The sequence below is a fragment of the Brevibacterium spongiae genome, assembly GCF_026168515.1.
Taxonomy (GTDB): domain Bacteria; phylum Actinomycetota; class Actinomycetes; order Actinomycetales; family Brevibacteriaceae; genus Brevibacterium; species Brevibacterium spongiae.
In genome coordinates this window covers 3,653,091-3,677,210 of sequence record NZ_CP093443.1, presented here as the reverse complement: position 1 = coordinate 3,677,210, position 24,120 = coordinate 3,653,091, and the positions used below count along the sequence as shown (strand labels likewise).

Sequence of the window (24,120 nt, the reverse complement as noted above, 5' to 3'; positions counted from 1 at the left end):
AGATGATCTGCTGGCCGACCATTCTGTACGCAATCACTACTGATGAAAGTCACTATGTCCTACGACGCGAACGCAGCATACAATTCCGACTCCGACGTGCCCGGCCCAGGAATGCCTGGCGGGCAGGGCTATGACGGGCTCGAGTATGGCGGATCGCCCCGCGGTGCCGCCAGTCCCGACGACCTCTCGCTTCCCCTCTACGGCGCGACCTTCGGCCAGGCCGTCAAACGTTTCTTCAAGAACTACGTGAAGTTCTCGGGACGTGCTTCACGCAGCGAGTTCTGGTTCGCTTACCTCTTCACGATCCTCGTGGGAATCATCCCCATGATTCTGGGGTTTGCCGGGTCGATGATCGCCACGCTCTCGGCATCGGGGGACTCCTACAACTCAACCCCTCCGGCTGGCGCGACTGCCCTCATGGCCACTGCCGGAATTCTGTTGCTGGTCACCTTCTTGGCCACGATCATTCCGTACATTGCAGTCTGTTGGCGACGTCTGCACGACGCAAACCTCGCCGGACCCTTCTATTTCCTCTTGCTGATTCCCTTCTTCGGCGTCATCATCTTCATCGTCCTGATGGTCATGGAGCCGAAGCCTGAAGGGCAGCGATTCGACCGCTGAGTCCGGCGCCTGAATTCAGCTGAAGCATCACGCCACGTTGCTGACAGCTCCTACAGCTGCACGACCATCACGCCCCGTTGGCTTCATCTCACACCGCTGCAACGGTATGAAATGAGGCTAGCGGGGCGTGATGCTGTCTGCGGCTCGACGTTGCGCACCGTCACCGAGGCGGCCCGACGGTGCACGCCCCACCGACGCACCGTCACCGAGGCGGTTCGACGCTGCGCACCTCACCGACGCACCGTCACCGAGGGGGTGCGGAGGGTCAGGAGCGCCGGACGGTCCGCACGAACGACGTGGCCATCGCGACGAAGACGACTGTCCACACGACCAGGCCGACCCAGAACCAGTGCAGGCCGATCCACTCGATCCCCGGCAGGCGGTCCGAGCGTCCCAGAAGTATGCTCGCCACCGCGTACATGCCCACGGGGAAGACCATGCTCCACAGTCCGGCCGAGTACCCCATCGGCAAGCGGTGGACGAAGTGCCGCCAAATTCCAGCGGCAATGAGAGCCGGGACGAGCCACGTGGCGATCGCCCACAGCAGCGTCGACGAACCACCGACGACGATGCGAGTGGCATCGATGACCGGAGAGTTCTCCAGCTCGAGGATCCGCGAACCCGCAACGATCGTGATCGCCAGAGCGCCCATCGTCACCCAGTACGGTGCATCGAGATGCTCGGGCCCGAAGCGATGCCGCAGCACCCGCACACCGATCGCGATCGCGCAGACGGCATAGAGGGCCACCCCCACGGCCCACATGACGACAGCAGTCAGAGTGAGGAACACGATGAAGCCTGCCGGGGCGGACTCGGTCCCCGCGGTCTCCAGCGCGAGGCTCGAAGCGACGACTGCGACGGACTGAGCCGCGACAACCCAGACCAGCCACGTGCCGTTGACGCCCTTCGACACTGGGCGAAGGCTCGAGCCGAGGACCGCGGTGAAGGGAATCCCGTACCCGAGCGCCAGCCACAGGACGATGCCGATGGCGAAGAGAATGAGCGCAGGTCCCACCATCCCGCGGCCGATCAGAGCTGTGGCCAACACATTCGTGCCCGCCACCGCGGTGAAGAATCCGAAGGCGCGTCGCGGATCATGAAGATCGGTGCGCACGGCGTCTCGACAGCGGACCACTCGAATGAGAGTCAGGGCGATGAAGAACAGATAGAGGGCGACGGCCAGCCAGAACAGGACGTCGCTGAGCAGATGCAGCCCCTTGAGCTGAGCGCCGATCGAAACGATCCCGGTGGCCATCACCGAGGCGAAGCACCCGGGCGCAAGAGTCGACGGACTCAGCCCCCAGGCCCTGTGCCGCTGTATGCGACCGTGTTCCGCTGTACTCATCCGCTCCTCGACCCATCTGCACCGTCGTTCATTTCAACTTTAGTACTCCAACGGGGCTGTCACTCCTGCGGGACGGTGCCGCCCGCGCAGCCTCCCGCCGGCAGCGCGATCAGTGTGCGATTGGCGACAGTCACTTTCTCCGAGGCTCGAATCCATGAGAAAATACACCAGTGTTACCTATTGGTAACTTAAGGTCCGTCTGCCTGCGTTCATGTCGCCGTTCGTCGTCGGTGGCGTAGTCTGCAGGCACATGGGCGGCGCGCTCGCACCCGGAAGATCCGAGGCGACGCGAGTGCAGGCAAGCGAACACAGACATGTGGGAACGAACGATGGGGAGCCATGGCCATGGAGAGCGCAACCGAGACTCTCGCCGAGGACGCAGGCACCGACGAGAAGTCGATCGCGGTGCACAGCTGGTCCATGTCCGGCAAGCAGGGCGAGGTCTTCGATGACGTCGACCTCGAGATCCCGGCAGGCGGACTCGCGATCGTGCGTGGACCCGCCGGCAGCGGCAAGACCTCTCTGCTCCTGTCCCTGGCTGGAAGGATGCGGGTGACGAGCGGGGAGGGCCGCCTCGGCGAACTCGATCTCCGCAAGCAGGCGCGAGCCGTGCGCGGTCGCGTCGCGGTCGGACATGTCGACGGTCTGACCGATCTCGAGAACGACTTCACCGTGGCGCAGCACGTTGCCGAACGTCAGATCATGCTGCAGCCCTGGTACAAGCCGTGGGTGTCGAAGTCATCGCTGCGTGAGGTCATCGACCTCATCCGCGAGACCCTCCAGTCGGCGACGGAGTTCATCGACGAACAGCCCGAAGGGGCGTTCTCGACCACAGATGCCCAACGTGCCGACTTCCTCATCGACGATGACGGTGAGGTCTTCGTCTCAGAGCTCAGCGAGCTGCAGAAGTTCTTCCTCGAATTCGGGCTGGCCTGCCTGAGCCGACCGCCCATCGTCGTCATCGACAATATCGACTACCTGCGCGAATCCGACGATCGAGCGCGCGCGTGGGCCGGCATCCTCATCTATCAGCAGCTGCGGAAGACTCGCGATCCGGACGATCCGCTCACGGTCATCGTCTCCTGTGAGGACTCGGGCGAATTCGACATCGCGAGCCGCTCTCTGGGATCCAATGCAGAACCGACCGCCGTGATCGAACTGGAGCTGCCGGCCGGTCACCCGCCCCATCGGCACTCCCGACATTGATGATCACCCGGCCGCCCGTGCCCTCACCGGCACCCTCGCCGAGGCTGCCGCCCCGCGGTCCGACCACGATCCCGACCGCATCCGCACCGAACGTCCCGCCCCTTGATTTCGAATCCGAGGAGATTCCCGTATGTTCTCCCTTCCCTGGTTAGAGCTCTCACGGTTCAAACGACACACGATCACGCGCCTGGCGATGATCGTCATCGCCGTCATCCCCGCCATCTACGGCGGCCTCTACCTGGCCTCGAACTGGAACCCCACCGACCACCTCGACCAGCTGCAGGCTGCAGTGGTCAACGAGGACACCGGGGCGAAGAAACCGAATTCCGATGGCGAGTCCTTGCACGCCGGTGATGAGCTCGTCGATGAGATCACTCCGAAGGGCGAAGGCGGATTCGGCTGGGCGGACGTGAGCCAAGAGGAAGCCGATGAGGGTCTGGCCGAAGGCAAGTACTTCGCGGTCCTCGAGATCCCCTCGGATTTCTCCGAGCGTTTGGTGTCCACCGGCGGCGATGATCCGGAACGGGCCGGACTGCAGCTGCGCACCGACGACGCTCACAACTTCATCGTCGGCCAGGTGGCCGGCACCGTGCTCAACGAGATCAAGTCGGGACTCAACCAAACGACCACTGCCGAGTACGTCAACGAGGTCTACCTCGGCTTCAACGACATCCACTCGCAGACGGAGAAGGCCGCTGACGGTTCGGCCGAACTGCATGACGGCACGGTCGACCTCCACGACGGCACCGGTGAACTCGTCGACGGCGCCACCGAACTCGACAAGGGCGTGGGTACGCTGCGCTCGGGACTCATCGATCTCGACAAGGGCGCAGGGGAGCTGAAGAAGGGCAGCGGCGACCTCGCCGACGGTGCCGATACCCTGGCGAAATCCACCACCGAGGCGAAGAACGGGTCGAAGAAACTCGCCGATGGCGCCGGCCAGGTCGCCGACGGCACCTCCGAGCTGCGCGATACCGCGGATGAGTCCACGAAGAAGGCTGAGGACGTCAAGCGCAAGGCCGATGACGTCGTCGACGGGGCGCGCCCTAAGCTCGAGCAGGCCGAGGGAGACTTCGACGACGCCCGCACCACCGTGCGCGGAGACATGGACGACCGGATCAAACAGCTCCAGGAGGACTATCCGGACGACCCGAATGTCAAGAAGCTCGCCGAGGATGCGGACAGCCTCGGCGACGATCTCGACAAGGCCCACCAGCGGGCTTCCGATGCGAAGGACGAGGCCAAGAGCCTCGAGGACAAACTGACAGATGCCGTCGACGGGGTGATGGAGAAGATCCGGACCGCGGATAAGAAGATCGGTCAGCTCGACGACGGAGCACAGAAGGTCGCCACCGGAGCCGATGACCTCCACTCCGGCCTGATCAAACTTGACGCCGGTGCCGGAAAACTTGCCGCGGGCGCCGGCGACCTTCATGACGGTGCCGTCCAGCTCAAGGACGGCACCGCGAAGGCCAAGAACGGAGCCGACGACCTCAAGGACGGCTCCTCGCGACTCGTCGACGGGGCGACCGAGCTCGACAAGGGGGCCGGCAAGCTCGTCGACGGTTCGGGTGAACTCGCCGACGGTCTGGAAAAGGGCCTCGAACAGATCCCGACCTATGACAAGAACGACCGCGACCATCGTTCCGATGTCGTGGCCGTGCCCGTCGACGCGGATAAGGTCAAGGACAATGCCGTCGATGCCTACGGCGAAGGTCTGGCAGCCTTCTTCGTGTCTCTGGCCCTGTGGATCGGCGGCATGATCACCTACATGGTCCTCAACGCCATTCCCTACCGTGCGCTCGCCTCATCGGCGTCGTCGACGAGAATCGCGTGGGCCGGATACGTGCCGGGTCTGCTCTTCGGAATCGCGCAGGTCGCAGTGCTCTACCTCGTGCTCACCTTTGCCCTCGACTTCTCGGCAGGGGCCTGGCTGTGGACGCTGCTGTTCTCGATCCTCGTGGCCGCGAGCTTCCACGCCGTGCACCAACTGTGTGTGGCCGCCCTCGGTGGTGTCGGCAGGCTCATCGCGCTCGTGCTGCTGATGATCCAGATCGCCTCGGCCGGAGGCACCTATCCGGTGCAGACCGCTCCGGGGATCTTCCAGATCATCTCGCCGTTCCTGCCGATGACGCATGCGGTCAACGGACTGAGGACCCTGATCGCCGGCGGGGACATGTTCATCGCCGCGCAGGCAGCGGTGGTGCTGCTGCTCATGACTCTGATCTGTCTGGCGGCGACCGTCGTCGTCTGCAGCCGCAAACGCATGGTCACGCTCACCCAGCTCCACCCGAGCCTGAGCCTGTAGGGCCGGGGGCGGGGGCCGGCCGCGCCAAGGGGTGCGGGCGCGTTCGGACCCGAATTCCCGCTCGCCCGCGACGACTCACGCTGTCCTGCAGCGTTCAGTCGAGGTAGCGCAGGTACCGGTGCGGATCGTGGAGGAACCGGCGCCAGTAGTCGACCATGTCGAGATCCTCCCACGAGGATTCGCGCAGCCCCCAGTCGCCGACTTCGACGATCTTCGCCCCTTCGGCGCGGGCGAGGATGGGGGAGTGGGTGGCCATGACGGTCTGCAGTCCTTTGCGCTGACGCTCACGGATGAGCTGGAGAAGGGCCAACGAGGCGGTGAAGGACAGCGCGCTCTCGGGCTCGTCGAGGATCCACAGTCCGAGGTCCATGAACCGGCTCGTGAGCATGTCGATGAACATCTCACCGTGCGACCGCTGGGAGTAGACGTGGCCGCGCAGGGACCCGATGTCCATGAGGTAGGCCATGTTCTCGTGCATCGTCTCGGCACGGAGGAAGAAGCCGCTCCGATTCGTCGTCGCTCCGCGCACGATCTGCAGGTGTTCGCTCAGCTCGGGGGCCGCCTCGGCGTGATCACGCACTTCCCACCCGGAGCCGCCGCCATGCGGGAGGTCCAGTGCCGTGGCGATGGCCTCGCTGAGCGTGGACTTGCCCGAACCGTTCTCCCGACGAAGACGGTCGTACGTTCGAACTCGAATCCCTCCAGGGCGTCGCGGACAGCCGGCAGTTCGCGCAGCCACGGGCTCAGCTCCGGCGGCGAGTGGGCATGTTCGGCCACCGAACGCAGCGGCAGATCGATTCGCGGATCCATGTCTGCGACGGTACCGGTCGGCACTGACGTCACTGAGGGCCGGCCGCCTCGGCGCCCGCCCTATCCGAGGGCCAACCGCACGGCGAGGATGATGAGCACGATCGCAATGATGACGTCGAGGACCTGCCACACGCGCGGGCGGGCCAGGTACCGGGAGAGCCCGCGGGCCCCGTAGCCGATGGCGAGGAACCAGCTGATCGAGCCGAGTATCGCCCCGATCGTGAACGGCCAGACATTGCCCTCACCCTGCTGATTCGCCAGATTGCCGAGCATGACGACGGTGTCGAGGTAGACGCCGGGATTGAGGAACGTCAGCGCCAGCGTGGTGAGGATGACCGACTTGAGGCTGCGCTGATGCGTGTCCGCCTCGAGCCCGGTGGCAGTGCGCGCCGACTTCAGGCTGGTCCAGGCGAACCAGAGCAGGTAAGCCACTCCCAGCCACCGCAGGATCTCCAGCGCCCAGGGTGCCAGGAGCACGATCGCCCCGATGCCCACGGTGCCCGCGCCGATGAGGAGGACGTCGGCGAGGATGCAGATGGCCACGACGACGCCGAGGTGTTCGCGTCGGATTCCCTGCCTGAGCACGAGTGCGTTCTGCGGTCCGACGGCGATGATGAGCGACCAGCCGGCGAGGATGCCGGCGATGAGATGAGTGAGCACGGGTTCAAGAGTAGAGACAGCTCGGTCATAAGAAAAACAACAGAATACGCATCTGATGCACAATTGCTTCATGAACATCGATCACGTCAAAGCACTCGCCGCCGCCGTCGATGAAGGCACCGTCGAAGGGGCGGCCTTCGTCCTCGGCATCACCGCCTCGGCAGCCAGCCAGCGCATCCGCACCCTCGAGTCCCGCCTCGGGCAGGTCCTCATCCGACGGACGAATCCGATCACCGTCACCGAGGCGGGGCAGGCGATCCTCCGCTACGCCCGGCAGGTCGAGCTCCTGGAAGCCGAGGCGCTCGACCGCCTGCACGGCATCGACGCCGACGCCTCCGGTGCCGGATCCGCCGCTGTGCGACGTGAGCCCACCGTGCTGCGGGTGGGTGTGAACGCCGATTCGATGGCGACGTGGTTCCGCCCGATCTTCGCCGAGGCGGCCGGCTGGGACGATGTCGTCCTCCGCATCGAGATGGTCGACCAGGACAAGGCGCTGCCGTTGTTGGCGTCGGGGGAGGTGCTCGGCACGATCACCTCGACGGCGACCGGCGGGTACGGGACGACGGTCGTTGAGCTCGGGGCGATGCGCTACGTCGCCGTGGCCGAACGGTCCCTGTTCGAGCGGCACTCCACCGGCACCGAGGCGGATCTGCTGCGGCTGCCGATGGTGAACTTCGGGCAGGACGACGACCTGCAGTTCGAGTTCCTCCGCCGGTGCGGGGTCGAAGGGCGGCCGCCGATGTCGGTCGTCCCGGGTTCAGCAGAGTTCGCTGCCGCGGTGGAGGCGGGTCTCGGCTGGGGGATGGTTCCGGTCATGCAGCTCGATGGGCTGGACGCCGACCTCGTCGAGATCGGTGAGAACCCGCATATCGACGTCCCGCTGTACTGGCACCACTGGACCTTGGCCTCTGACAAGCTCTCCCGACTGACACGGGCGCTGCAGACGGCGGCCGCGGCGATGCGGTGAGCGGTCGCCATCCGCGAGGTGAGTTTCGGCAGGTTTGACGAGACGAGCGTGCCGTTCAGCCGTTGATGAGCCTGTCGATCGTCCACCTGATCTGTTCATGGATCGCGTCAACGGTCGTGGTCTCCGGCTTGATGATCGCGTGCAGGCTGAGGCCGTCGATGGTGGTGAAGAGCAGGGTGGCTGCCGGTTTCACCTCGGCGGAGTTGATGCGCCCTTCGCCGGCGAGCTGATTCAGCCAGCGATGCAGGGCGTCATAGGTGACGTCGTGGGCGTGCTGGAGGAGCCGGTGGGAGACTGCGCGCTTCTCCGGGCCGAGGGCATGCAGGTGCATGCCGAACCACACTTCGAGCTGGATGTCCCGCTGCTCATGAGTCGGCAGGAACTGGGAGCAGCATTCATAGAGCCGGTCGGCAGGGTCGATCGTCGTGTCGGTGATCGAGAAGTCGTTGACGACGGTATCGAAGGCGCGTCGCGTGACGGCTTCGTGGAGGTCGGACTGCGTTGGGAAGTAGTGCCGCAGGGTGGAGGGTCCCACTCCGGCTTCCCGGGCGACGGCGCGCACACTGAGGTTCGCCTTCCCGGGCTCTGCCCCCTCGGCCAAGCGAATGGCTGCGGCGATGATGTCATCTCGCTTCGACACCCAGTCCCCCTTCGTCCTTGACAGCGCTCGTCTTTCTCACTGTATAGTACATTGTACTAGTACGGTGTGCCAGGGCGTTGAAGCGACGCGGCAGGGACAGTGTGCTCATCCGACCAGAGGACCCGAACGAAAGAAGAGAGCCCTCATGATCGACAGCCTGCAGGAATTCGCCGGAAACATCCCCGACTGGCTGCAGTGGGCGGGCATTCTGCTCGTCTCCGCCATCCCGTTCGTCGAGTCGTACTTCGGCGCGGTCATCGGAGTTGCGATCGGTCTGCATCCGGTCGTCGCGATCATCATGGCCATCATCGGCAATGTCATCTCGATGCTCGTCTTCGTCTATGGAGCCGGCGCTATCCGGGACAGGGCGACGAAGAACAAGGACGTCGAGGAGAAGCCCAAACGGCAGCGGCTCAAGCGCATGTTCGACAACTTCGGCGTACCGGGAGTCTCGCTGCTCGGCCAGACTCTCCTGCCCTCTCAGATCACGTCCTCGGCGATGGTCGGCTTCGGTGCGAACCGCAATGCCGTGGCCTTCTGGCAGGTCATTTCGATCATCCTCTGGGGCGTCCTCTTCGGAGTGCTCGCCACCCTGGGCATCGAGCTCGCTCTGCGGTGAGTCTCCGGTGGCCGGTCCGGCTGTGATGCTCCTATAGATGTCAAACTGTTTCGAGCAGATATTTTCGGTACTCATCAGCTAATTCGTCATTGCGAGTCAGTCCGCGTTCGAGCCGTGAGATCGTGGTCTCCCACGTACTGAAATACTCGGCAACTGTCTTCAGCGTTATCTTCCTCGACTTCCGCAACGGCCGCAGATCGTCAATTGTTGGCACGGCAGGTGGATCGGTGATCAGGGAATACACCTCGTTGGCGACGTATCGCTTCAGGCACCGCATGCTTTCCTTCTTTGTCTTGCCCTCTGCTATCCGACGGGCCACATACTCCTTCGTGCGCGGATCATTAGACATCCTGGACTTCACGATGTCGTACAGCGCACTGTTGGCCTGCCTGTCACCACCCCGGTTGAGCCTGTGGCGATTCGTTTTCCCCGACGAGGCTTGCAACGGACTGGTCCCGCACAGGGCCGCGAACGCAGCCTTCGACGTAATGCGCTCCGGGTTCTCGCCCGCGGTCACTAGCAACCTGGCAGCGGAGACCGGGCCGATGCCCTTCGCCGCTGCTAGTGCGGGGGCGACGTCTTTCGTGAGGGCATCGAGTTGGTCGTACGCGGTGTCGATCTCGTCGGTGAGGAACTCGATACGCAGTGACAGCCGGCGCAGGGCTATTCCGAGGTGATCATCGATGACTGGTTGGGTTGCGATGAGGGCGGCGTGGAGGTCATCACCGGTCAGTCCGGCGTATTGCTCCCGGACGACGGCTGGTGCGGTGGTGAGGAAATGGATGATCTGTGTGGTGGCGGCTGTGCGTGCCTTCATCGCGGTCGTCCGGGCCTTCAAGAGCATGCGGATGCCGTCGATGGCTCCGCCGAGGAGCTTGGGGACTGGGAGGTCATCGCCGTCGGCGGCGACGGTCTTGGCTGCGGAGTAGGCGTCGATGGGGTCAGACTTCCCGCCCCGGCGGGTTTGTCTGTTGGGACGAATGACTTCCTTGACGGTGATGTTGTGTGTGCGCAGGTAGGCGGTGATGCCGGCACCGTAGGAGGCGGTGCCTTCGATACCGATGGCGATGATGGTGCCGAAGGTGAGGACGAAGTCGAGCAGTGCTTGGTATCCGGTGCTGGTGGTGGGGAATTCTTTGTCGGCGAGTTTCTTGCCGACTTCGTTGATGATGCCGACGTGGTTCGTGTTCTGGTGGGTGTCGATACCGGCGTACACATTCGGTTGTGGTGCTGTCATGATGGTGTCTGCCTCTTCCATTGGACTGGTGGGGGTGAGGGCCAGTCGGTCGGGCAGACAGGACGTAGACGAGACTCCGTGGTCGCGGAGTCACGCTCCTATGAGGTCATGTCCCCACCGGCTGGTTCTCTTCGGTGGGTGACAAAGCTCCCGGTGGACTGATCACAGGAAAGACACCACGGGGTGGGTCAGTCAGAGCCTGGGTCACACCCGGAACCTGTCTCTAACATTCTCTACGTCAGTGCCTCCGCCTAGACTGGCCCCATGACGGAATCCACCCCGACATCCCCACCCGTTTCCGACGCAGCAGACGACTTCGCCGCCTCCGCACAGTCGATCCTCGCCGAGCTCACCGCGAACCCGAACGCACAGTTCCGCGACGGCCAGCTCGAGTCGATCCGTGACCTCGTCCAGGGCAAGAAACGCGTCCTCGTCGTCCAGCGCACCGGCTGGGGAAAGTCGGCCGTCTACTTCGTCGCCACCCGCATGCTCCGGGCCGCAGGCACCGGTCCCAGCCTCATCATCTCCCCGCTGCTGGCGCTCATGCGCGACCAGATCGCCGCCGCCGAACGCGCAGGAGTCCGCGCCGCCAGCCTCAACTCCTCGAACGTCACCGAATGGGACTCGGTCCTCGAAGACCTGCGGGCCGGCAGCCTCGACGTCCTCCTCGTCTCCCCGGAGCGGCTGAACAACCCGCAGTTCCGCGACGAAGTCCTGCCCCAGCTCCTGGCGTTCCTCGGCCTCATCGTCGTCGACGAAGCCCACTGCATCTCCGACTGGGGGCATGACTTCCGCCCCGACTACCGCCGCATCGGCCGGATCCTCTCCGAACTGCCGCACAACACCCCGGTGCTCGCGACGACGGCGACCGCGAACTCCCGCGTCGTCGCCGACGTCGCCGAACAGCTCGGCGACGACACCACCGTCGTCCGGGGCGAACTCGCCCGTGATTCGCTGCGCCTCGGAGTTCTGCCCGGACTCGACGCCAGCGCCCGCATCGCCTGGCTGGCATCCCACCTCAATGACTTCACCGGGTCCGGAATCGTCTACACACTCACCGTCTCCGCCGCCGAGGACATCACCAGGATGCTGCGCGAACAGGGCCACGAGGTCCGCGCCTACACCGGCCGGACGGATGCCGAGGAACGCGCCGAACTCGAGGGCCAGCTCAAGGACAACCGCCTCAAGGCGCTCGTGGCCACCTCGGCGCTGGGCATGGGATTCGACAAACCCGACCTGGGATTCGTCATCCACATCGGCGCGCCGTCCTCGGCCGTGGCCTACTACCAGCAGGTCGGACGCGCCGGCCGTGCCACCGATTCCGCCGATGTCCTTCTTCTGCCCGGTGCCGAGGATGAGCGGATCTGGGAGTACTTCGCGACCGCGTCGATGCCGAACCAGGACGACGCGAACGCCGTGCTCGCAGCCCTCGCCGAGGCGGACGCACCCCTGTCCGTGGCCCGCTTGGAAACGCTGGTCGGAACCAAGCGCTCCCGCCTCAACCTGCTGCTCAAGACCCTCGAGGTCGAAGACGCCGTGACCAAGGTCAAGGGCGGGTATGTGTCGACCGGGCTGGGGTGGACCTATGACCGGGACCGGTATGAGAAGGTCGCGGCCGTCCGCGCCGAAGAGGCCCAAGCCATGCTCGACTACGAAGCGACCGGGCAGTGCCGGATGGAGTTCCTCATCCGTCAGCTCGACGACCCCGATCCCCAGCCGTGCGGGCGCTGCGACAACTGCGCCGGAGTGTGGTTCTCTGCCGAGATCTCCGACGAACAGCGCCAGGCTGCGGCCGGGAACCTCCATAAGATCGGTCTGCCCATCGAACCGCGCAGCACCTGGCCCAGCGGGCTGGCCAATATCGGCGTCCCGCTCAAGGGCCGGATTCCCGCCGAAGAACTCGCCGAGGAAGGGCGTGCCATCGCCCGCCTTTCTGACCTCGGACAGGGGCAGACCCTGCGATCGTTCCTCGCCCCCGATGCCCCCGACGCTGAGGTGCCCGGCCAGATCGGCAAATGGTGCCTCGAAGTGCTGGCTCAGTGGGATTGGAAAACACGGCCCGAGGTGGTCGTGTCGATCCCGAGTGCCCGTCGTCCCGTGACCGTGCGCTCCCTGGCCGCCAATCTCGCCTCAGCCGGGCGCCTCACCGACGGTGGCGAGCTGCTGCAAGTCGGCGACCACGGCACCCCGGACGTCAACAGTGCCTTCCGCGTCAAAGACCTCTATGAGGCCTTCGTCGTTCCACCCGAGGTCGAAGAGGCCGTGGCCGGGAAGTCAGTGCTGCTCGTCGATGACGAGGTCGTCTCCCGGTGGACGATGACGGTGTGCGCACGACTGCTGCGGAGGGCGGGAGCCACCTCGGTGTTGCCGTTCGCGCTCGCGCTGCGGGCCTGAGCCGTATGGCTCACGCGCGACGAAGGTCTCGGAGCAGCCTCGGCGTCGACCACCGTCCGACCTGCCCGGCCCACACCGCCCACGGGTAGGACAAGCGGATGTGGAAGTAATTGACGTACTCTGCCACCGCGAACAGCCAGACGACCACGACGACGAAAGCGCTGACGCTCGGGCCCGGCCACGTGACGGCGATGCCGATTGCACTGCCAACAAGAACAATCGGATCGAGAATGCGCAGACCCCGATAGAGATGGGCGACCGCACGCGGAATCGGTCCGGGCAGAGAGTTCCGGGCGATGAGCCAATAGACCCCGCCCTGGACGAGCACGAAGAGCAGCGGGGACAATGCGAACCACAATGCCGACTCGGCGCCGTCGGAGGTGATGAACGGAAGAGCCGTCGGCACCACAGCAAAGACCACCGCGGCAGCGATCTCCCCGAGCCCCAGGCTGAGGAATCGCCGCCGCAGCGGTTCAAAACGATCGGTGTCGGTCACGGTCGGATCAGTGACTGCCGCAGAGCAGCCGACCGAAACAGTGCCGGGCCGCCTCGGTGTCGGTCACAGATTCTGCTGCAGCTGGAACGTTGCCCCTTCTGGATCGGTGACGGTGACGATGCGTCCATAGGGGGAGTCTTCGGGACCGTCGAGCACTGTTCCTCCGAGCTCGGTCACCTTCGCAGCCGCGGCGTCGGCATCTTCGACATTGAAGTAGGTGCGCCAGTAGGAATTCTTCGCCCACTGGCTGGCATCGCAGATCCCGGCCACGGCATCGTCGCCATCGCCGTGCGTTGAGTACGGGAAGCCGTCCATCGGAGTGATGTCGAAGGAGAAGACCTTGCCGTAGAACTCGTTCGCCGCCTGGTAGTCCGTTGTCATGAGTTCGAACCACACGGGGGTGCCCGGGGTGAGCGGAGTCGCGAAGCCGGAGAACTCACCGGGCTGCCACATGCCGATAGGCGATCCCGTCGGATCAACGACAACGGCCATCTGTCCGAGCGGACCGACAGGCATGGGACCCACGACATCGGCTGCCCCGGCGGTCAGTGCTGCCTGGTGGACGCCGGCGATGTCTCCAGTGTGCAGGTACGTCGACCAGGCTGTGGGCATCTCCGGGCTCGGGGAACCGTCCATGTTCATGGCTCGCATGGCACCGCCGACGTCGCCTCCGTCCTTACGGATCATGTGGTAGTGGCCGAAGTCCTCACCCATGTCGGTGAATTCCCAGCCGAAGAGCTGGTTGTAGAAGTTCTGGGCCGCCTCGAAATCCTGACAGACATAGTCGATCCAGATGGGCTGGCCTTCACGGGGGTTGGCAGGCATTGCTTCTCCTCTTGTGGTGGGGTGGAGGTGAGTTGCACTTGTCGGTGCCGACGGCAGGGGGATGACCCTACTGCCAGGCGCGCGTGAAATCCGCGAAACAGTCGGTCAGCGCCGCCTGCAGAAGCGGACCGAAGGTCACGCGCCCGACCCCGAGCTCAGCGAGCTGAGAGAGGTCGAGTTCTTCGGGCACCGCGCCCTTGATCGGGTGCGCGGTGACATTGAGCGGCAGAGTGATCTGCGCGAGGATCGACTTGAGCGTGCCCACATCGGGAAGCCGGACGGGGTAGACGGAGTCCGCACCCGCCTCGGTGCACAGACGAAGACGACGGACCACCTCGGCGGTGGGGTCATCGAAATCGTTCGGGTACTTGAACACATCGGTTCGGGCATTGATGACGACGTGGACCCGCTGAGCGTCGGCGGCCTGGCGCAGGCTCCAGATGTATTCGGCGTGCTCCTCGGGGCTGCGCATGCTGCCGCGGCTGTGGACGGTGTCCTCGATGTTCACCCCCACAGCACCGGCTTCGAGGAGGCCGGCGATGAGTTCGGGTGCGGGGGTGTCGTAGCCGGATTCGAGGTCGGCGGTGACGGGCACATTCACCGCCGAGGTGATGCGTGAGATCCCCTCGAGAGCCTGTTCGAGCGTCATGTTCTCCCCATCGGCGTGGCCGAGGGAATCGGCCAGCGGGTGCGAGCCGATGCTCAGGGCATTGAAGCCGACATCGACCATGGCACGGGCCGACCAGGCATCCCAGACGGTCGGCAGCACGAGGGGGTCGTCCTGATGATGTCCCTGCAGAAGAGTGAAAGCGCGTTCGGCGAGAACAGTGAAATCGACCATGGACAACACTGTTCCACCCTTGAGGCGCGACACGCCAGGAGTCGGACGGGTTCACCAGAAGGTTTCAGCCTGAAGGCGGTGATAGCGTGAACGTCATCCGAGGTTGTCTCATGGAGGGACCGAGGTGACTGGGTCCGGCAGTATCCGCGTGTCGCCCAAACCCGAACGGGTGTGGGCATTGCTCGCCATGCTCGCCGGACTGCTCGTGGTCCTCGTCGAAATCCCCGCAGCCCTCGCCTCCGAAGGCACCTATTCGTTCACGCACCAGTCGATCAGCCATCTGGGAATGACCGGGTGCGGAGACTGGGTCGACACCGACGATCCCGAAGACGTGTGCTCACCGGCCCACCCCCTCGTCAACGCCGTGTCCATTCTCTCCGGATCGATCCTCGCGGTCATCGCCTTCGTCTGGCACGACTGGATCGCCCCGACAGTCTGGGGCCGGTGCGGGTCGTTCCTCCTCGCCGCCGGCGGAATGCTCCTGGCAGCCACCGGAATGGTCCCGGCGGATATCGACCTCACTCTGCACGCGGTCTTCGGCTTCGGCGGTGCCGTGGTGCAGAATCTCGGTCTGTTGGCCGTCGGCATCGCAGTGCTGCGATGGCCGGAGAAGAGGTGGATCGGGCCGGCCGAATTCGGCGGTCTGACGCTCGGGCTGGCGGCGTTCGGACTCGCCGGAACTCTGCTCATGTCCCTCCCCGAAGGGTGGAATCTGCCGGTCGGCCTCATCGAGAGGACCGCCTCCTACCCGTTCCTCGCCTGGTTCGTCCTTGCCGGGTGGATGCAGCTGCGCGATGCCGCGCGTAGGAGGCGTGAGCTGGAAGCCGGGGCTTGAGCCGGGAAGGCTGAAGGAACTTACAGCCGCGGGGTCCGCGGCGGCACGTCACGACGGTCACCGGTGGCTTCGAAGGCTGCGGCGATCTCGATGAGGGCGGAATCGTCCCACCCTCTGCCGGCGATCGTCAGGCCCACCGGGATCCCGGTGTCGGACATCGTGCCCATCGGCACCGTCACCGACGGAATCCCCAGATGCCGGGGCACGAGGTTGCCGTTGGCCACCCAGGTGCCGTTGCGCCACCCGAGATCCGCCGACGCTTCGTTGACGTCCATGTCCGCCGGTCCCACATCGGCCATCGCCGGGAAGACCACCGCATCAAGACCGTGTTCGTCCATCCATCCCTCGAGGTCGACACGACGAGTCTCCTCGAGCCCGCGCACACCGGATTCGAGCTCCGGAATATCCGTGACCGTCGCGTACCCATTGGTCCGCACCTGCTCGGGGTAGGTGGCGATGTCATCGTCGAAACCGTCATAGCGGTCCGGCAGTGCACCGGGTGGATGGGGGAAGATCAACGCTCCGTCCACCTCGGCGAGGGTGGAAAGATTCGGGTCGCCGTTCGCGGCGAGGAAATCGTCCCACGCCCATGAGGACAGGTCGTTGATCTCCCGATCCAGGTAGTCGGCGGTGACGAAGCCGCGGGTCGCGATCGTCGGTGCACCGGGCCGGTCGCCCTCGTAGTTGCTCACCACCGGGAAGTCCGTGGCGACCACCTCGGCGCCGGCGGCTTCGAGATCGGCCCGGGCAGCCTCCCAAACCTCCATCACCGAGGCGCGGGTAACGACCGGCTGCCCCGTGGGCCCACCGATTCCGCCGTCCGGATTCGTGCCCGCCTCATCGTCGGCGTTGATGTACATCCTGGGCACACCGAGGCGCTTGCCCGCGAGCACGGACCGTGCGGCCTCATTCGATCCGGGCAGCAGCGCGGCATAGGAGTCCGGGCGCACGGCGCTGGATTTCGGGATATCCACCCACGGTTGCACACGCCAGAAATCCCCTCGGGTCTTGCCGTCGTCGGCGACGATGACGTCGAGGACCTCGGCCAGATCGGCCATCGTGCGGGTGTGGGGGACGACGACGTCCATGGTCGGAACCAACGGCCAGTTCCCGCGCACGCTGATCACCCCGCGCGAAGGAGTGTAGGCGATGAGCGCATTGTGCGAGGCCGGTGCCCGACCGGATGACCAGGTCTCCTCGCCGAGACCGAAGGCTGCGAAGCTCGCCGTCGTGGCCGTGCCGGAACCGTTCGACGACCCGGAGGCGAAGGCACTGGTGAGCCAGTCGGCGTTGTACGGGCTTTCGGCGCGCCCGTAGAGTCCGCGCTGCATGCCCCCGTTGGCCATCGGGGGCATGTTCGTCAGGCCCAAGCAGATGGCGCCGCCGGCGCGCAGCCGTTCGATCGTGAACGCATCCTTCTGCGCAATGAGGTCGGCGAACGCCGGAGAGCCCGAGGCCACGGTGAGGCCGGCGACCATGTAGCTGTCCTTCGCGGTGTACGGGATCCCGTCGAGGGGGCCCAGCGTCTGACCGGTCGCGCGTCGTTCGTCGGAGGCGGCCGCCTCGGCGAGTGACTGCGGGTTGGCCACGATCACGGAGTTGAGTTTCGTGTCGGTGTCGGGGCCGTCGTAGGCGGCGATCCGGTCCTGATAGGCCTCGACGAGCTCCACCGAGGTGGTGCTGCCGTCTTCGAGCGCGGCTCGCAGATCGGCGATGGACGCTTCGACGACATCGAACTTCGACATGATCATCCTCCGGGCACTGGGCACTGGGCTGTGGGTGGGGCACTCGGCAGTGAGTACGCGATTCGGGTGTGTTCCCGTCCAGGCTAGCGCTGATCAAGTCGCGCCGCTCTGCGGATTTCGTTGCCGACGCTTGGTGGGTGCGGCTTCTGCAGTCGGTTGGAATGGAGTCGATCGACGGTGGAAGCGGCGGATGGGCTCGGTACGATCGGGGCATGACGGTCAACGCGATCATTCTCACCGGCGGTCGTTCTCGTCGCTTCGCCGGTGTGCACAAGCCAGGCGTCGAGGTGGGCGGACAGACGACGATCTCGCGGATCCTCGGCAGCATCCGCGGCGCGGCCGCTGGGGTCGAGGTGTGGGTGGCCGGTCCCGCGGAGGGACTCGCGGAAGCGGAGCAGGAAGGCGTCCACGTCGTGCGGGAGGAACCCGCGTTCGCCGGTCCCTTGGCCGGGATCGCAGCCGCCGTTGCGGCGATGCCGACGGGGGCAGCCGATGTCACTCTCGTCCTCGCAGGGGACATGCCGATGATCACTGCGGGCCACCTCGGCGAGCTCATCCGCACCTGCCGTGAAACCGGCCGGCCGACCACGGGCACCGACGATCGGGGGAAGACGCAGTTCCTCTGCGCGGCATGGCCGACCGATCTGCTGCTCGCTCGCCTCGCCGAGATCGGCGATCCCACCGACGGTGCGGTCAAACTCCTCTTCGCGGGTCTCGAACCGGCTGTGGTCGCCGTCGACCCGGACGTGGTGAGCGATTTCGACACGACAGCCGAGCTCGAACGGATTCGAGCCCGGCTGCGGTGATTGCTGCGGCGGCCGATGCAATGGTCGTTGGGTCGGTCGTCACTGTCGCCGATTCGGGCGGCCGTCACCACGGATGGTGACGGCCGCCTCGGCGCGGGGATGCGTCAGTCGTCGATCTGCGTCTGTTCGACGGCTTCGACGGCTTCCTCGGGGGTCAGGCGGCAGGCGATGCCGACGTAGAAGACGATGATCGAGAAGATCACGGTGACGATCTCGCCGACGATGAAGCCCATGAGGTCGAGTCCGCCGCCGTAGTGGCCGATGAGGCTGAGGACGACGAGACCTGCCATCCACAGGATCATCCACCAGCCCGACCGCATCTTCAGATCCGGCAGGCGGGACTTGTCCTTGGCGAAGATGTGGTGGGCGATCATCACGACGTAGCCGATGGCCACGGCGAGGAAGAGCTTCCAGTTCGTCTCCCATCCCGTCCAGTAGACGATGAGGTTCGCGCAGACGAAGCCGATGATCGGCAGCACGTCACCGCCGGGCAGCTTGAACGGACGTTCCTGCTCGGGCAGCTGACGGCGCAGTGCCGCAACCACGACGGGTCCGGTGGCGAAGGAGAGCACCGTGCCCGAGGTGATGAACCCGACGAGCTTCGCCCACGACGGGAACGGCAGGAACATGATGCACGAGACGATGAAGACCACGAGCAGCGAGACCCACGGCACGCCGTGCTTGTTGAGCTTCGCCAGGGCGCGCGGTGCGTTGCCGACCTTCGCCTGCGAGTACGACAGGCGCGGGGCCAGGGCGGTGTAGATGAGGCCGGTGTCGGCGGGGGAGATGATCGCATCACCGTAGAGGATGATCGCCAGCCAGACGGCACCCAGCAGCAGGGAGATCTCGGCCAGCGGTCCCGCATCATTGGTGAACGCGAGGTTCGCCCAGCCGTCCTTGAGCAGGTCGGTGGGCAGGGCGCCGATGAACGCTGCCTGCAGGAGGATGTAGATGAGACCGGTGACGAGGATCGACCCGATGACGGCGAAGGGCACGTTCTTCTGCGGGTTCGTCGTCTCGCCGGCGAACTCCACGCCTTGCCGGAAGCCGAGGTAGGAGAAGACGATGCCGGCCGCGGGCAGGGCCGCGAGGATCGGGGCGACGCCGTTGGGGGCGAAGCCGCCGAACTGCTGCGAAGTGAAGTGGCCGGGGTTGAACGCCAGGGCGAAGAACACGACGATGACGAGCAGGATGACGGCGAGCTTCCACCACACGAGGACGTTGTTGAAGCGGGCGAACAGCGAGACCCCGTAGAGGTTGATGATGCTGAAGACGAGCATGAGCGCAATCGACACCGCGATGCCGGGGCCGGTGAGGACGGCGACGTCGTCGACGGTGTGCATGAGCCAGGGCAGATAGCTCGAGGCGTACTGCACGGCGGCCATGACTTCGATCGGCACCGTCGCAGCGACAGACAGCCACGTGATCCAGCCGGAGGTGAAGCTCGCGAAGGAGCCGAACGAGAAGTGCGGGAAGCGGATGACGCCGCCGGCGACGGGGAACATCACGCCGAGCTCGGCGTAGTTGAGCGCCACGAAGATCATCATCACCGCGCCCAGGGCCCACGAGATCAACGAGGCGGGTCCGACCATCACGGAGGCGTTGAAGGCTCCGAAGAGCCAACCGGATCCGATGATCGAGCCGACCCCTGTGAACAGCAGGCCGATCTTTCCGATATCTCGTTTCAGTCCCTTGTCGTTGCGGACATCGACCCTCATCGGCCTGCTCGGTCTGCCGGCACCGGAGGCCGCAGCTCCGGGTGTCGGGGGATTTATGGTGGACATCTTTGCCCCTTCGTTTGCGAAACCATTTTCGACTGTTGAAGTGTGCTCCGCTCAAACAGTGATGTCAATCACCGATTCGGCCGGATCTGGGCATTTCCGGGTGTCCTTATATACATCAGGTGACCAGCGAAAATACTCAGATTACACAGCGCTGGAATTCGATTTCCGGGATTGGATCCAATCGGATGAGGGCGCAGAGATCGTTACCGGCTTCAATGCCGAAAACACGGATATCTGCAGCAAGGAGAAATGTCTCATTGGATCCGATCGACGAGGATTCTCACAGATTTCCCTCAGCCTGGAACGGCCGCTGTGTAAGGTGATGGCCAAGGATTGCAATTGAGTTGCGATTTCCCGGACCTCCCGCGCGTCGTGCCGACGCAGACACTGGAGAAGCGGAATCTCGCGTGAGACAGGGAGGCGCGGATGACCCACGATCCGGCTCGCAGCGCCGCAATCGCGGCCGAGCTGCGGGCGCGCATCATCGGCGGTCAGCTGCCTCCCGGCGCACGCATCCGGCAGGAGGAGATCGCCGCCGAGTTCGGTGTCAGCAGGATCCCGATCCGCGAGGCGCTGCGCAGCCTTGCGGACTCGGGGCTGATCACCCTGATCCCGTCGACGGGAGCGTGGGTGACCGAGCTCAGCCTCGACGAGTGCCGCGAGGTCTATCTCATGCGCGAGCGCCTCGAACCGCTGCTGCTGTCCATGGCGATGCCCGATCACACGCCGGAAGCGATGGCCGAGTTCCTTCACCTCGCCGAGGCAGTCGAAGCCGCGAGTTCAGCCGGGGAGTTCCTCGAGTGCGACCGTGCCTTCCATCGCGCGATCATGGCAGTGCCCCATGCGACTCGTCTGACCGAGACGGTCGACCATCTGTGGAACCTCAGCCACTACTACCGCCGGCGACTGCTGACCATGGAGGCGGGCGGCCGCAAGGACGACATCTTCGCCGAACACCGGATGGTCCTCCGTGCGATCGAGATCGGAGACGCCGAGTCCGCCGAGACGACCCTGGCCGCCCATATCCGCCACACCCGTCGCCGCGTCGAAGCGGATCCGCAGCTGTTCGAACGCGGCTGAGTCGGCTGACCCTCAGCCTTGGCGGGCCTTGAACTTCGGATTCTTCTTGTTGATGACGAAGACGCGGCCGCGGCGACGGACCACCTGAGAGCCGGGCTGTGACTTCAGGGAGCGCAGGGAACGACGAACCTTCATGAGCGTGACTCCTTAGTGAGAATGAGTATCATTAACGATGATACTACGGTCTCCAGCGAAGGGAAGCGAATGCAGAAATCGTCCGAGCCTGCTTGTGGGCGGGTGGTCAAAGGGATCGAGGCGATCGCGGTCGTCGGACTCTGCGCAGCCGAGCGGCGTCGATATGCGATGCGGCTGGCAGGAGCACGCGGCTATGTCTTCGTGCCCGCGGAGCAGACCGCGCAGGGCATCGAGACCATCGACCGCCTCGTCGATCTGATCGGCCTGGCCTCTGGTGTGCACGGCTTCGTGCTCGAATACGACGATGGCACGTGCTGCGCGGAGATCATCGGAGCCTTGAGCGCCCCGGAGACGCGGGCTGTCCTCACCGATCTCGTCTGTGTGCTCGACCCCGTGTGCCTGCCCGGAGATCTTGAGAGCGAAGACCGTGCCGCGGTGCTCGTGGATCAGGTCGAATTCGCCTCGACGCTCGCTCTGCTGAAAGCCGATATCTCCGACCTGGCCGGGATCGCCGACGCCCTCGGCCTCATCGAGCACTTGGCCCCCGAGGCCGGACAGTACCTCATCGACGGAGATGACGTGCACGGGCCGTGGTGCTGGAACTTCGGCGAGGGGCCTCCGGCAGCCGGATGGACGGCGATCCTCAATTCGGAGTTTCGGCCCCCGAGCCGACCAGGGCGCGTCAGTGCCTGCCGCTTCGAACAGGCGCGGCCCTTCCATCCGCAGCGTCTGCAGGCGGTGCTCACCGCAGCGCTCGGCGAAGACTGCTGGGGTCGCATCGTACGATCGGCCGGGTTCGCCAGACTGGCGTCACGACTCTATGTGACAGCCCATTGGGACCAAGCGGTGACGCGTCTGCTCCTGTCGCCGATGCCTGCCGACCCTGTCGCGGGCGGGGGAGTGGAGCTGCTGGCCTGGGGTCAGGATCTCGCATTCATCGGCCTCGACCTCGACGAGGCGGGACTGTGCGAAGCGCTCGACCGTGCCGTTCTCACCGACGCCGAACTGCTCGCCGGACCGATGGCCTGGCTGGAATACCCCGACGAATTCCCTGCCTGGGACTCCGCACGACGGCCCGGAGGCTGACGGGCGAGCGGCCCGGCTCAACCGGCCGCGCCGGCCCGGCAGTCGGCGCACAGGCCGAAGATCTCGAAGACGTGATGCGTGATCTCGAACCCGTTCGAGTCCGCCACGGTGCGCATCCATTCCTCGCTCGGCGGGTCGATCTCGACGGCCGTGCCGCACCGTTCGCAGACGAGATGGTGGTGATGCTCGGACTGGGAGCAGGCGCGGAAGAGCTGGGTCTCGGCGATGGTGATCGTATCGGCGTCCCCGCTGCGACTGAGCGCATTGAGCTGCCGGTACACGGTGGCGAGGCCGACGCTCGCGCCGTCGTCCTCGAGCCGCCGGTGGAGCTGCTTGGCGGAGACGAAGCGGGTCTCGGATTCCAGGGCGTCGCGAATGAGGGCCTTCTGCGCGGTGCTCCGCGTCTGCTTCTGCGGGGATGCCATGGGAGCCCTCCTCGGTCGGGCGGTGGAGTCCGCATATGCGTGAGCGTGCATATGCGGGAGAAATAATGAAACACGTTACCATTAACGGGCGATTCGAGCGCGCGAGCACAGGAGGCGATATGGGCGGATCCAAGCGCAGGCCAGCGATACCGGTCATCCTGCTCACCGGCTACCTCGGTGCCGGGAAGACGAGCCTGCTCAATCACCTGCTGCGCCACCCCGATGCCCGCATCGGCGTCATCGTCAACGACTTCGGCGACCTCAATATCGATGCCGGCCTCGTCGTCGGCCAGGTCGACGAGCCGCTCTCGATCGCCGGCGGTTGCGTCTGCTGCCTGACCGATGACTCCGAGCTCGAGGATGCCCTCGTGGCGATGACGGATCCTGGTCTGCGCCTGGACGCGATCATCGTCGAAGCCAGCGGGTTCGCCGAACCGCTGACCCTGGCGCGCATGGTCACGCGCATGGGCCGGCACCGGTTCCACCTCGGTGGGGTCATCGACGTCGTCGACGCGACCATGCATTTCCGGACCGTCGACACCTCGGCCCTGCCGCCGATGCGCTACGCGGCCACGACCCTGGTCGTCGTCAACAAACTCGACCAGATCCCCGAGGCGGAGCGTGACGCCGCGGTCGCCGCCGTCCGCGACCGCGTCCACCAGCGCAACCCGCGCGTGATCGTCATCGGCACGAGCCGTGCCCGACTCGACCCCACCCTGATCTTCGACCCGGGCGAGGCCGATCGCAGATCCGCACACCCTCGCCGAGGCGGTGCCGCAGCGGGCGCGGAACCGATCCAGCCCGAACTGCCGATCAGGGAACTGATGCGTCAGGCCTACGCCGAGGCGGCCGTCGCGCAGGCGGCCGACGACGGAGCATCCGCGGAGACGCTGCCGCACCGGCACGCCCGGTCGGTCACCGTCACCGGCCGCGGATGTGCGGACCCGAATCAGGTGATGGACTTCGTCGAGGACCTGCCGCCCGGGGTCTACCGCGTGAAGGGCACCGTGCAGGTCGCCGTGGGATCCGGCCGGCGCCGCTTCGGTGTGCAGGCCGTCGGCCCGAACGTCTACGTCTCCGAAACGAACGACACCGACCGGCAGGAGGCCGACAGTGTCCTCGTCGTCATCGGTGAGGACTTCGACGCCGAGGCGGCCCGCTCCACTCTCGCCGCCGCGCTCAATCCCGCGGCCATGAGTTCCGCACGGGCCGAGCGACTCCTCCACCACGTGCGTCTGCACAGCTGAGCGCGAGG

Annotated in this window: 23 protein-coding genes; 11 read left to right on the top strand and 12 right to left on the bottom strand. The window is 65.4% G+C overall.

What is annotated here, in order from left to right; translation table 11 throughout:
- The first annotated feature begins 42 nt into the window (after nucleotides 1-42).
- Nucleotides 43-621, top strand: a complete 579-nt coding sequence (locus L1F31_RS16550) for a DUF805 domain-containing protein (protein ID WP_265418327.1) — start codon at nucleotides 43-45, stop codon at nucleotides 619-621.
- A gap of 265 nt (nucleotides 622-886) precedes the next feature.
- Here L1F31_RS16550 and L1F31_RS16545 read toward each other — a convergent pair whose 3' ends face one another.
- Nucleotides 887-1,966, bottom strand: coding sequence for a tellurite resistance/C4-dicarboxylate transporter family protein (locus L1F31_RS16545; RefSeq protein WP_265418326.1), 1,080 nt, complete (start codon nucleotides 1,964-1,966; stop codon nucleotides 887-889).
- A gap of 345 nt (nucleotides 1,967-2,311) precedes the next feature.
- On the opposite strand from L1F31_RS16545, the gene L1F31_RS16540 reads away from it, so the two are divergent.
- Both L1F31_RS16540 and L1F31_RS16535 read left to right on the top strand, forming a co-directional pair.
- Nucleotides 2,312-3,172 (top strand): ATP-binding cassette domain-containing protein, encoded by an 861-nt coding sequence (locus tag L1F31_RS16540; RefSeq protein WP_265418325.1) that lies wholly within the window; start codon nucleotides 2,312-2,314, stop codon nucleotides 3,170-3,172.
- A 130-nt stretch (nucleotides 3,173-3,302) separates the two neighbouring features.
- A complete protein-coding gene (locus tag L1F31_RS16535; protein ID WP_265418324.1) occupies nucleotides 3,303-5,480 on the top strand; it encodes a YhgE/Pip domain-containing protein in 2,178 nt (725 codons plus the stop codon).
- A gap of 94 nt (nucleotides 5,481-5,574) precedes the next feature.
- Here the strand turns inward: L1F31_RS16535 and L1F31_RS16530 are convergent, their stop codons facing one another.
- Together L1F31_RS16530 and L1F31_RS16525 are read right to left on the bottom strand one after the other, a co-directional pair.
- Nucleotides 5,575-6,219 carry an AAA family ATPase gene (locus tag L1F31_RS16530; RefSeq protein WP_265418323.1) on the bottom strand — a complete coding sequence of 215 codons (645 nt, stop codon included), beginning with the start codon at nucleotides 6,217-6,219 and terminating at the stop codon, nucleotides 5,575-5,577.
- Nucleotides 6,220-6,350: 131 nt separating this feature from the next.
- A complete protein-coding gene (locus tag L1F31_RS16525) occupies nucleotides 6,351-6,950 on the bottom strand; it encodes a LysE/ArgO family amino acid transporter (RefSeq protein ID WP_265418322.1) in 600 nt (199 codons plus the stop codon).
- Between the two features lie 70 nt (nucleotides 6,951-7,020).
- Here L1F31_RS16525 and L1F31_RS16520 point away from each other — a divergent pair, with 70 nt between their 5' ends.
- Nucleotides 7,021-7,917 (top strand): ArgP/LysG family DNA-binding transcriptional regulator, encoded by an 897-nt coding sequence (locus tag L1F31_RS16520; protein WP_265418321.1) that lies wholly within the window; start codon nucleotides 7,021-7,023, stop codon nucleotides 7,915-7,917.
- 55 nt (nucleotides 7,918-7,972) lie between these two features.
- On the opposite strand, the gene L1F31_RS16515 is transcribed toward L1F31_RS16520, so the two are convergent.
- On the bottom strand, nucleotides 7,973-8,557 hold the full coding sequence (locus L1F31_RS16515) for a TetR/AcrR family transcriptional regulator (RefSeq protein ID WP_265418320.1): 585 nt from the start codon (nucleotides 8,555-8,557) through the stop codon (nucleotides 7,973-7,975).
- A 145-nt stretch (nucleotides 8,558-8,702) separates the two neighbouring features.
- Here L1F31_RS16515 and L1F31_RS16510 point away from each other — a divergent pair, with 145 nt between their 5' ends.
- On the top strand, nucleotides 8,703-9,176 hold the full coding sequence (locus tag L1F31_RS16510) for a hypothetical protein (RefSeq protein WP_265418319.1): 474 nt from the start codon (nucleotides 8,703-8,705) through the stop codon (nucleotides 9,174-9,176).
- Between the two features lie 40 nt (nucleotides 9,177-9,216).
- Here the strand turns inward: L1F31_RS16510 and L1F31_RS16505 are convergent, their stop codons facing one another.
- Nucleotides 9,217-10,413, bottom strand: a complete 1,197-nt coding sequence (locus tag L1F31_RS16505) for an IS110 family RNA-guided transposase (RefSeq protein ID WP_265418152.1) — start codon at nucleotides 10,411-10,413, stop codon at nucleotides 9,217-9,219.
- Nucleotides 10,414-10,677: 264 nt separating this feature from the next.
- On the opposite strand from L1F31_RS16505, the gene L1F31_RS16500 reads away from it, so the two are divergent.
- Nucleotides 10,678-12,807 (top strand): RecQ family ATP-dependent DNA helicase, encoded by a 2,130-nt coding sequence (locus L1F31_RS16500; RefSeq protein ID WP_265418318.1) that lies wholly within the window; start codon nucleotides 10,678-10,680, stop codon nucleotides 12,805-12,807.
- A 10-nt stretch (nucleotides 12,808-12,817) separates the two neighbouring features.
- On the opposite strand, the gene L1F31_RS16495 is transcribed toward L1F31_RS16500, so the two are convergent.
- The 3 genes from L1F31_RS16495 to L1F31_RS16485 all read right to left on the bottom strand — a co-directional run bounded on the left by L1F31_RS16495 (nucleotide 12,818) and on the right by L1F31_RS16485 (nucleotide 14,969).
- Nucleotides 12,818-13,303: a hypothetical protein gene (locus L1F31_RS16495; protein WP_265418317.1), complete on the bottom strand. Its 486-nt coding sequence runs from the start codon at nucleotides 13,301-13,303 to the stop codon at nucleotides 12,818-12,820.
- 63 nt (nucleotides 13,304-13,366) lie between these two features.
- The gene (locus L1F31_RS16490) at nucleotides 13,367-14,128 is read right to left on the bottom strand and encodes a VOC family protein (protein WP_265418316.1); all 762 of its coding nucleotides are present in this window, start codon (nucleotides 14,126-14,128) and stop codon (nucleotides 13,367-13,369) included.
- Nucleotides 14,129-14,195: 67 nt separating this feature from the next.
- Entirely contained in the window at nucleotides 14,196-14,969 is a 774-nt protein-coding gene (locus L1F31_RS16485; RefSeq protein WP_265418315.1) for an isocitrate lyase/PEP mutase family protein, read from the bottom strand.
- A gap of 124 nt (nucleotides 14,970-15,093) precedes the next feature.
- Between L1F31_RS16485 and L1F31_RS16480 the strand changes: the two genes are divergently transcribed.
- Nucleotides 15,094-15,804, top strand: coding sequence for a DUF998 domain-containing protein (locus L1F31_RS16480; RefSeq protein WP_265418314.1), 711 nt, complete (start codon nucleotides 15,094-15,096; stop codon nucleotides 15,802-15,804).
- A 20-nt stretch (nucleotides 15,805-15,824) separates the two neighbouring features.
- On the opposite strand, the gene L1F31_RS16475 is transcribed toward L1F31_RS16480, so the two are convergent.
- Nucleotides 15,825-17,549, bottom strand: coding sequence for an amidase (locus L1F31_RS16475; protein ID WP_265418313.1), 1,725 nt, complete (start codon nucleotides 17,547-17,549; stop codon nucleotides 15,825-15,827).
- 212 nt (nucleotides 17,550-17,761) lie between these two features.
- Here L1F31_RS16475 and mobA point away from each other — a divergent pair, with 212 nt between their 5' ends.
- Nucleotides 17,762-18,355, top strand: coding sequence for a molybdenum cofactor guanylyltransferase (mobA, locus tag L1F31_RS16470; RefSeq protein ID WP_265418312.1), 594 nt, complete (start codon nucleotides 17,762-17,764; stop codon nucleotides 18,353-18,355).
- 104 nt (nucleotides 18,356-18,459) lie between these two features.
- Here mobA and L1F31_RS16465 read toward each other — a convergent pair whose 3' ends face one another.
- Nucleotides 18,460-20,139: an APC family permease gene (locus tag L1F31_RS16465; RefSeq protein ID WP_265418311.1), complete on the bottom strand. Its 1,680-nt coding sequence runs from the start codon at nucleotides 20,137-20,139 to the stop codon at nucleotides 18,460-18,462.
- A gap of 426 nt (nucleotides 20,140-20,565) precedes the next feature.
- Here L1F31_RS16465 and L1F31_RS16460 point away from each other — a divergent pair, with 426 nt between their 5' ends.
- Nucleotides 20,566-21,219: a GntR family transcriptional regulator gene (locus tag L1F31_RS16460; RefSeq protein WP_265418310.1), complete on the top strand. Its 654-nt coding sequence runs from the start codon at nucleotides 20,566-20,568 to the stop codon at nucleotides 21,217-21,219.
- A gap of 12 nt (nucleotides 21,220-21,231) precedes the next feature.
- Here the strand turns inward: L1F31_RS16460 and ykgO are convergent, their stop codons facing one another.
- A complete protein-coding gene (ykgO, locus tag L1F31_RS16455) occupies nucleotides 21,232-21,354 on the bottom strand; it encodes a type B 50S ribosomal protein L36 (protein ID WP_265418309.1) in 123 nt (40 codons plus the stop codon).
- Nucleotides 21,355-21,423: 69 nt separating this feature from the next.
- On the opposite strand from ykgO, the gene L1F31_RS16450 reads away from it, so the two are divergent.
- On the top strand, nucleotides 21,424-22,440 hold the full coding sequence (locus tag L1F31_RS16450) for a GTP-binding protein (RefSeq protein ID WP_265418308.1): 1,017 nt from the start codon (nucleotides 21,424-21,426) through the stop codon (nucleotides 22,438-22,440).
- 17 nt (nucleotides 22,441-22,457) lie between these two features.
- Here L1F31_RS16450 and L1F31_RS16445 read toward each other — a convergent pair whose 3' ends face one another.
- Nucleotides 22,458-22,865, bottom strand: a complete 408-nt coding sequence (locus L1F31_RS16445; protein WP_265418307.1) for a Fur family transcriptional regulator — start codon at nucleotides 22,863-22,865, stop codon at nucleotides 22,458-22,460.
- A 119-nt stretch (nucleotides 22,866-22,984) separates the two neighbouring features.
- Between L1F31_RS16445 and L1F31_RS16440 the strand changes: the two genes are divergently transcribed.
- Nucleotides 22,985-24,112 (top strand): CobW family GTP-binding protein, encoded by a 1,128-nt coding sequence (locus L1F31_RS16440; RefSeq protein WP_265418306.1) that lies wholly within the window; start codon nucleotides 22,985-22,987, stop codon nucleotides 24,110-24,112.
- Nucleotides 24,113-24,120 lie beyond the last annotated feature (8 nt).

Bases quoted from the DNA above. Each gene is read 5' to 3' on its own strand.
- L1F31_RS16500 (WP_265418318.1), top strand. From the start codon at position 10,678: ATGACGGAATCCACCCCGACATCCCCACCCGTTTCCGACGCAGCAGAC.
- L1F31_RS16520 (WP_265418321.1), top strand. From the start codon at position 7,021: ATGAACATCGATCACGTCAAAGCACTCGCCGCCGCCGTCGATGAAGGC.
- L1F31_RS16535 (WP_265418324.1), top strand. From the start codon at position 3,303: ATGTTCTCCCTTCCCTGGTTAGAGCTCTCACGGTTCAAACGACACACG.
- ykgO (WP_265418309.1), bottom strand. From the start codon at position 21,354: ATGAAGGTTCGTCGTTCCCTGCGCTCCCTGAAGTCACAGCCCGGCTCT.
- L1F31_RS16440 (WP_265418306.1), top strand. From the start codon at position 22,985: ATGGGCGGATCCAAGCGCAGGCCAGCGATACCGGTCATCCTGCTCACC.
- L1F31_RS16490 (WP_265418316.1), bottom strand. From the start codon at position 14,128: ATGCCTGCCAACCCCCGTGAAGGCCAGCCCATCTGGATCGACTATGTC.
- L1F31_RS16485 (WP_265418315.1), bottom strand. From the start codon at position 14,969: ATGGTCGATTTCACTGTTCTCGCCGAACGCGCTTTCACTCTTCTGCAG.
- L1F31_RS16465 (WP_265418311.1), bottom strand. From the start codon at position 20,139: ATGTCCACCATAAATCCCCCGACACCCGGAGCTGCGGCCTCCGGTGCC.
- L1F31_RS16505 (WP_265418152.1), bottom strand. From the start codon at position 10,413: ATGACAGCACCACAACCGAATGTGTACGCCGGTATCGACACCCACCAG.
- L1F31_RS16445 (WP_265418307.1), bottom strand. From the start codon at position 22,865: ATGGCATCCCCGCAGAAGCAGACGCGGAGCACCGCGCAGAAGGCCCTC.
- L1F31_RS16540 (WP_265418325.1), top strand. From the start codon at position 2,312: ATGGAGAGCGCAACCGAGACTCTCGCCGAGGACGCAGGCACCGACGAG.
- L1F31_RS16545 (WP_265418326.1), bottom strand. From the start codon at position 1,966: ATGAGTACAGCGGAACACGGTCGCATACAGCGGCACAGGGCCTGGGGG.
- mobA (WP_265418312.1), top strand. From the start codon at position 17,762: ATGACGGTCAACGCGATCATTCTCACCGGCGGTCGTTCTCGTCGCTTC.
- L1F31_RS16460 (WP_265418310.1), top strand. From the start codon at position 20,566: ATGACCCACGATCCGGCTCGCAGCGCCGCAATCGCGGCCGAGCTGCGG.
- L1F31_RS16550 (WP_265418327.1), top strand. From the start codon at position 43: ATGAAAGTCACTATGTCCTACGACGCGAACGCAGCATACAATTCCGAC.
- L1F31_RS16450 (WP_265418308.1), top strand. From the start codon at position 21,424: ATGCAGAAATCGTCCGAGCCTGCTTGTGGGCGGGTGGTCAAAGGGATC.
- L1F31_RS16475 (WP_265418313.1), bottom strand. From the start codon at position 17,549: ATGTCGAAGTTCGATGTCGTCGAAGCGTCCATCGCCGATCTGCGAGCC.
- L1F31_RS16510 (WP_265418319.1), top strand. From the start codon at position 8,703: ATGATCGACAGCCTGCAGGAATTCGCCGGAAACATCCCCGACTGGCTG.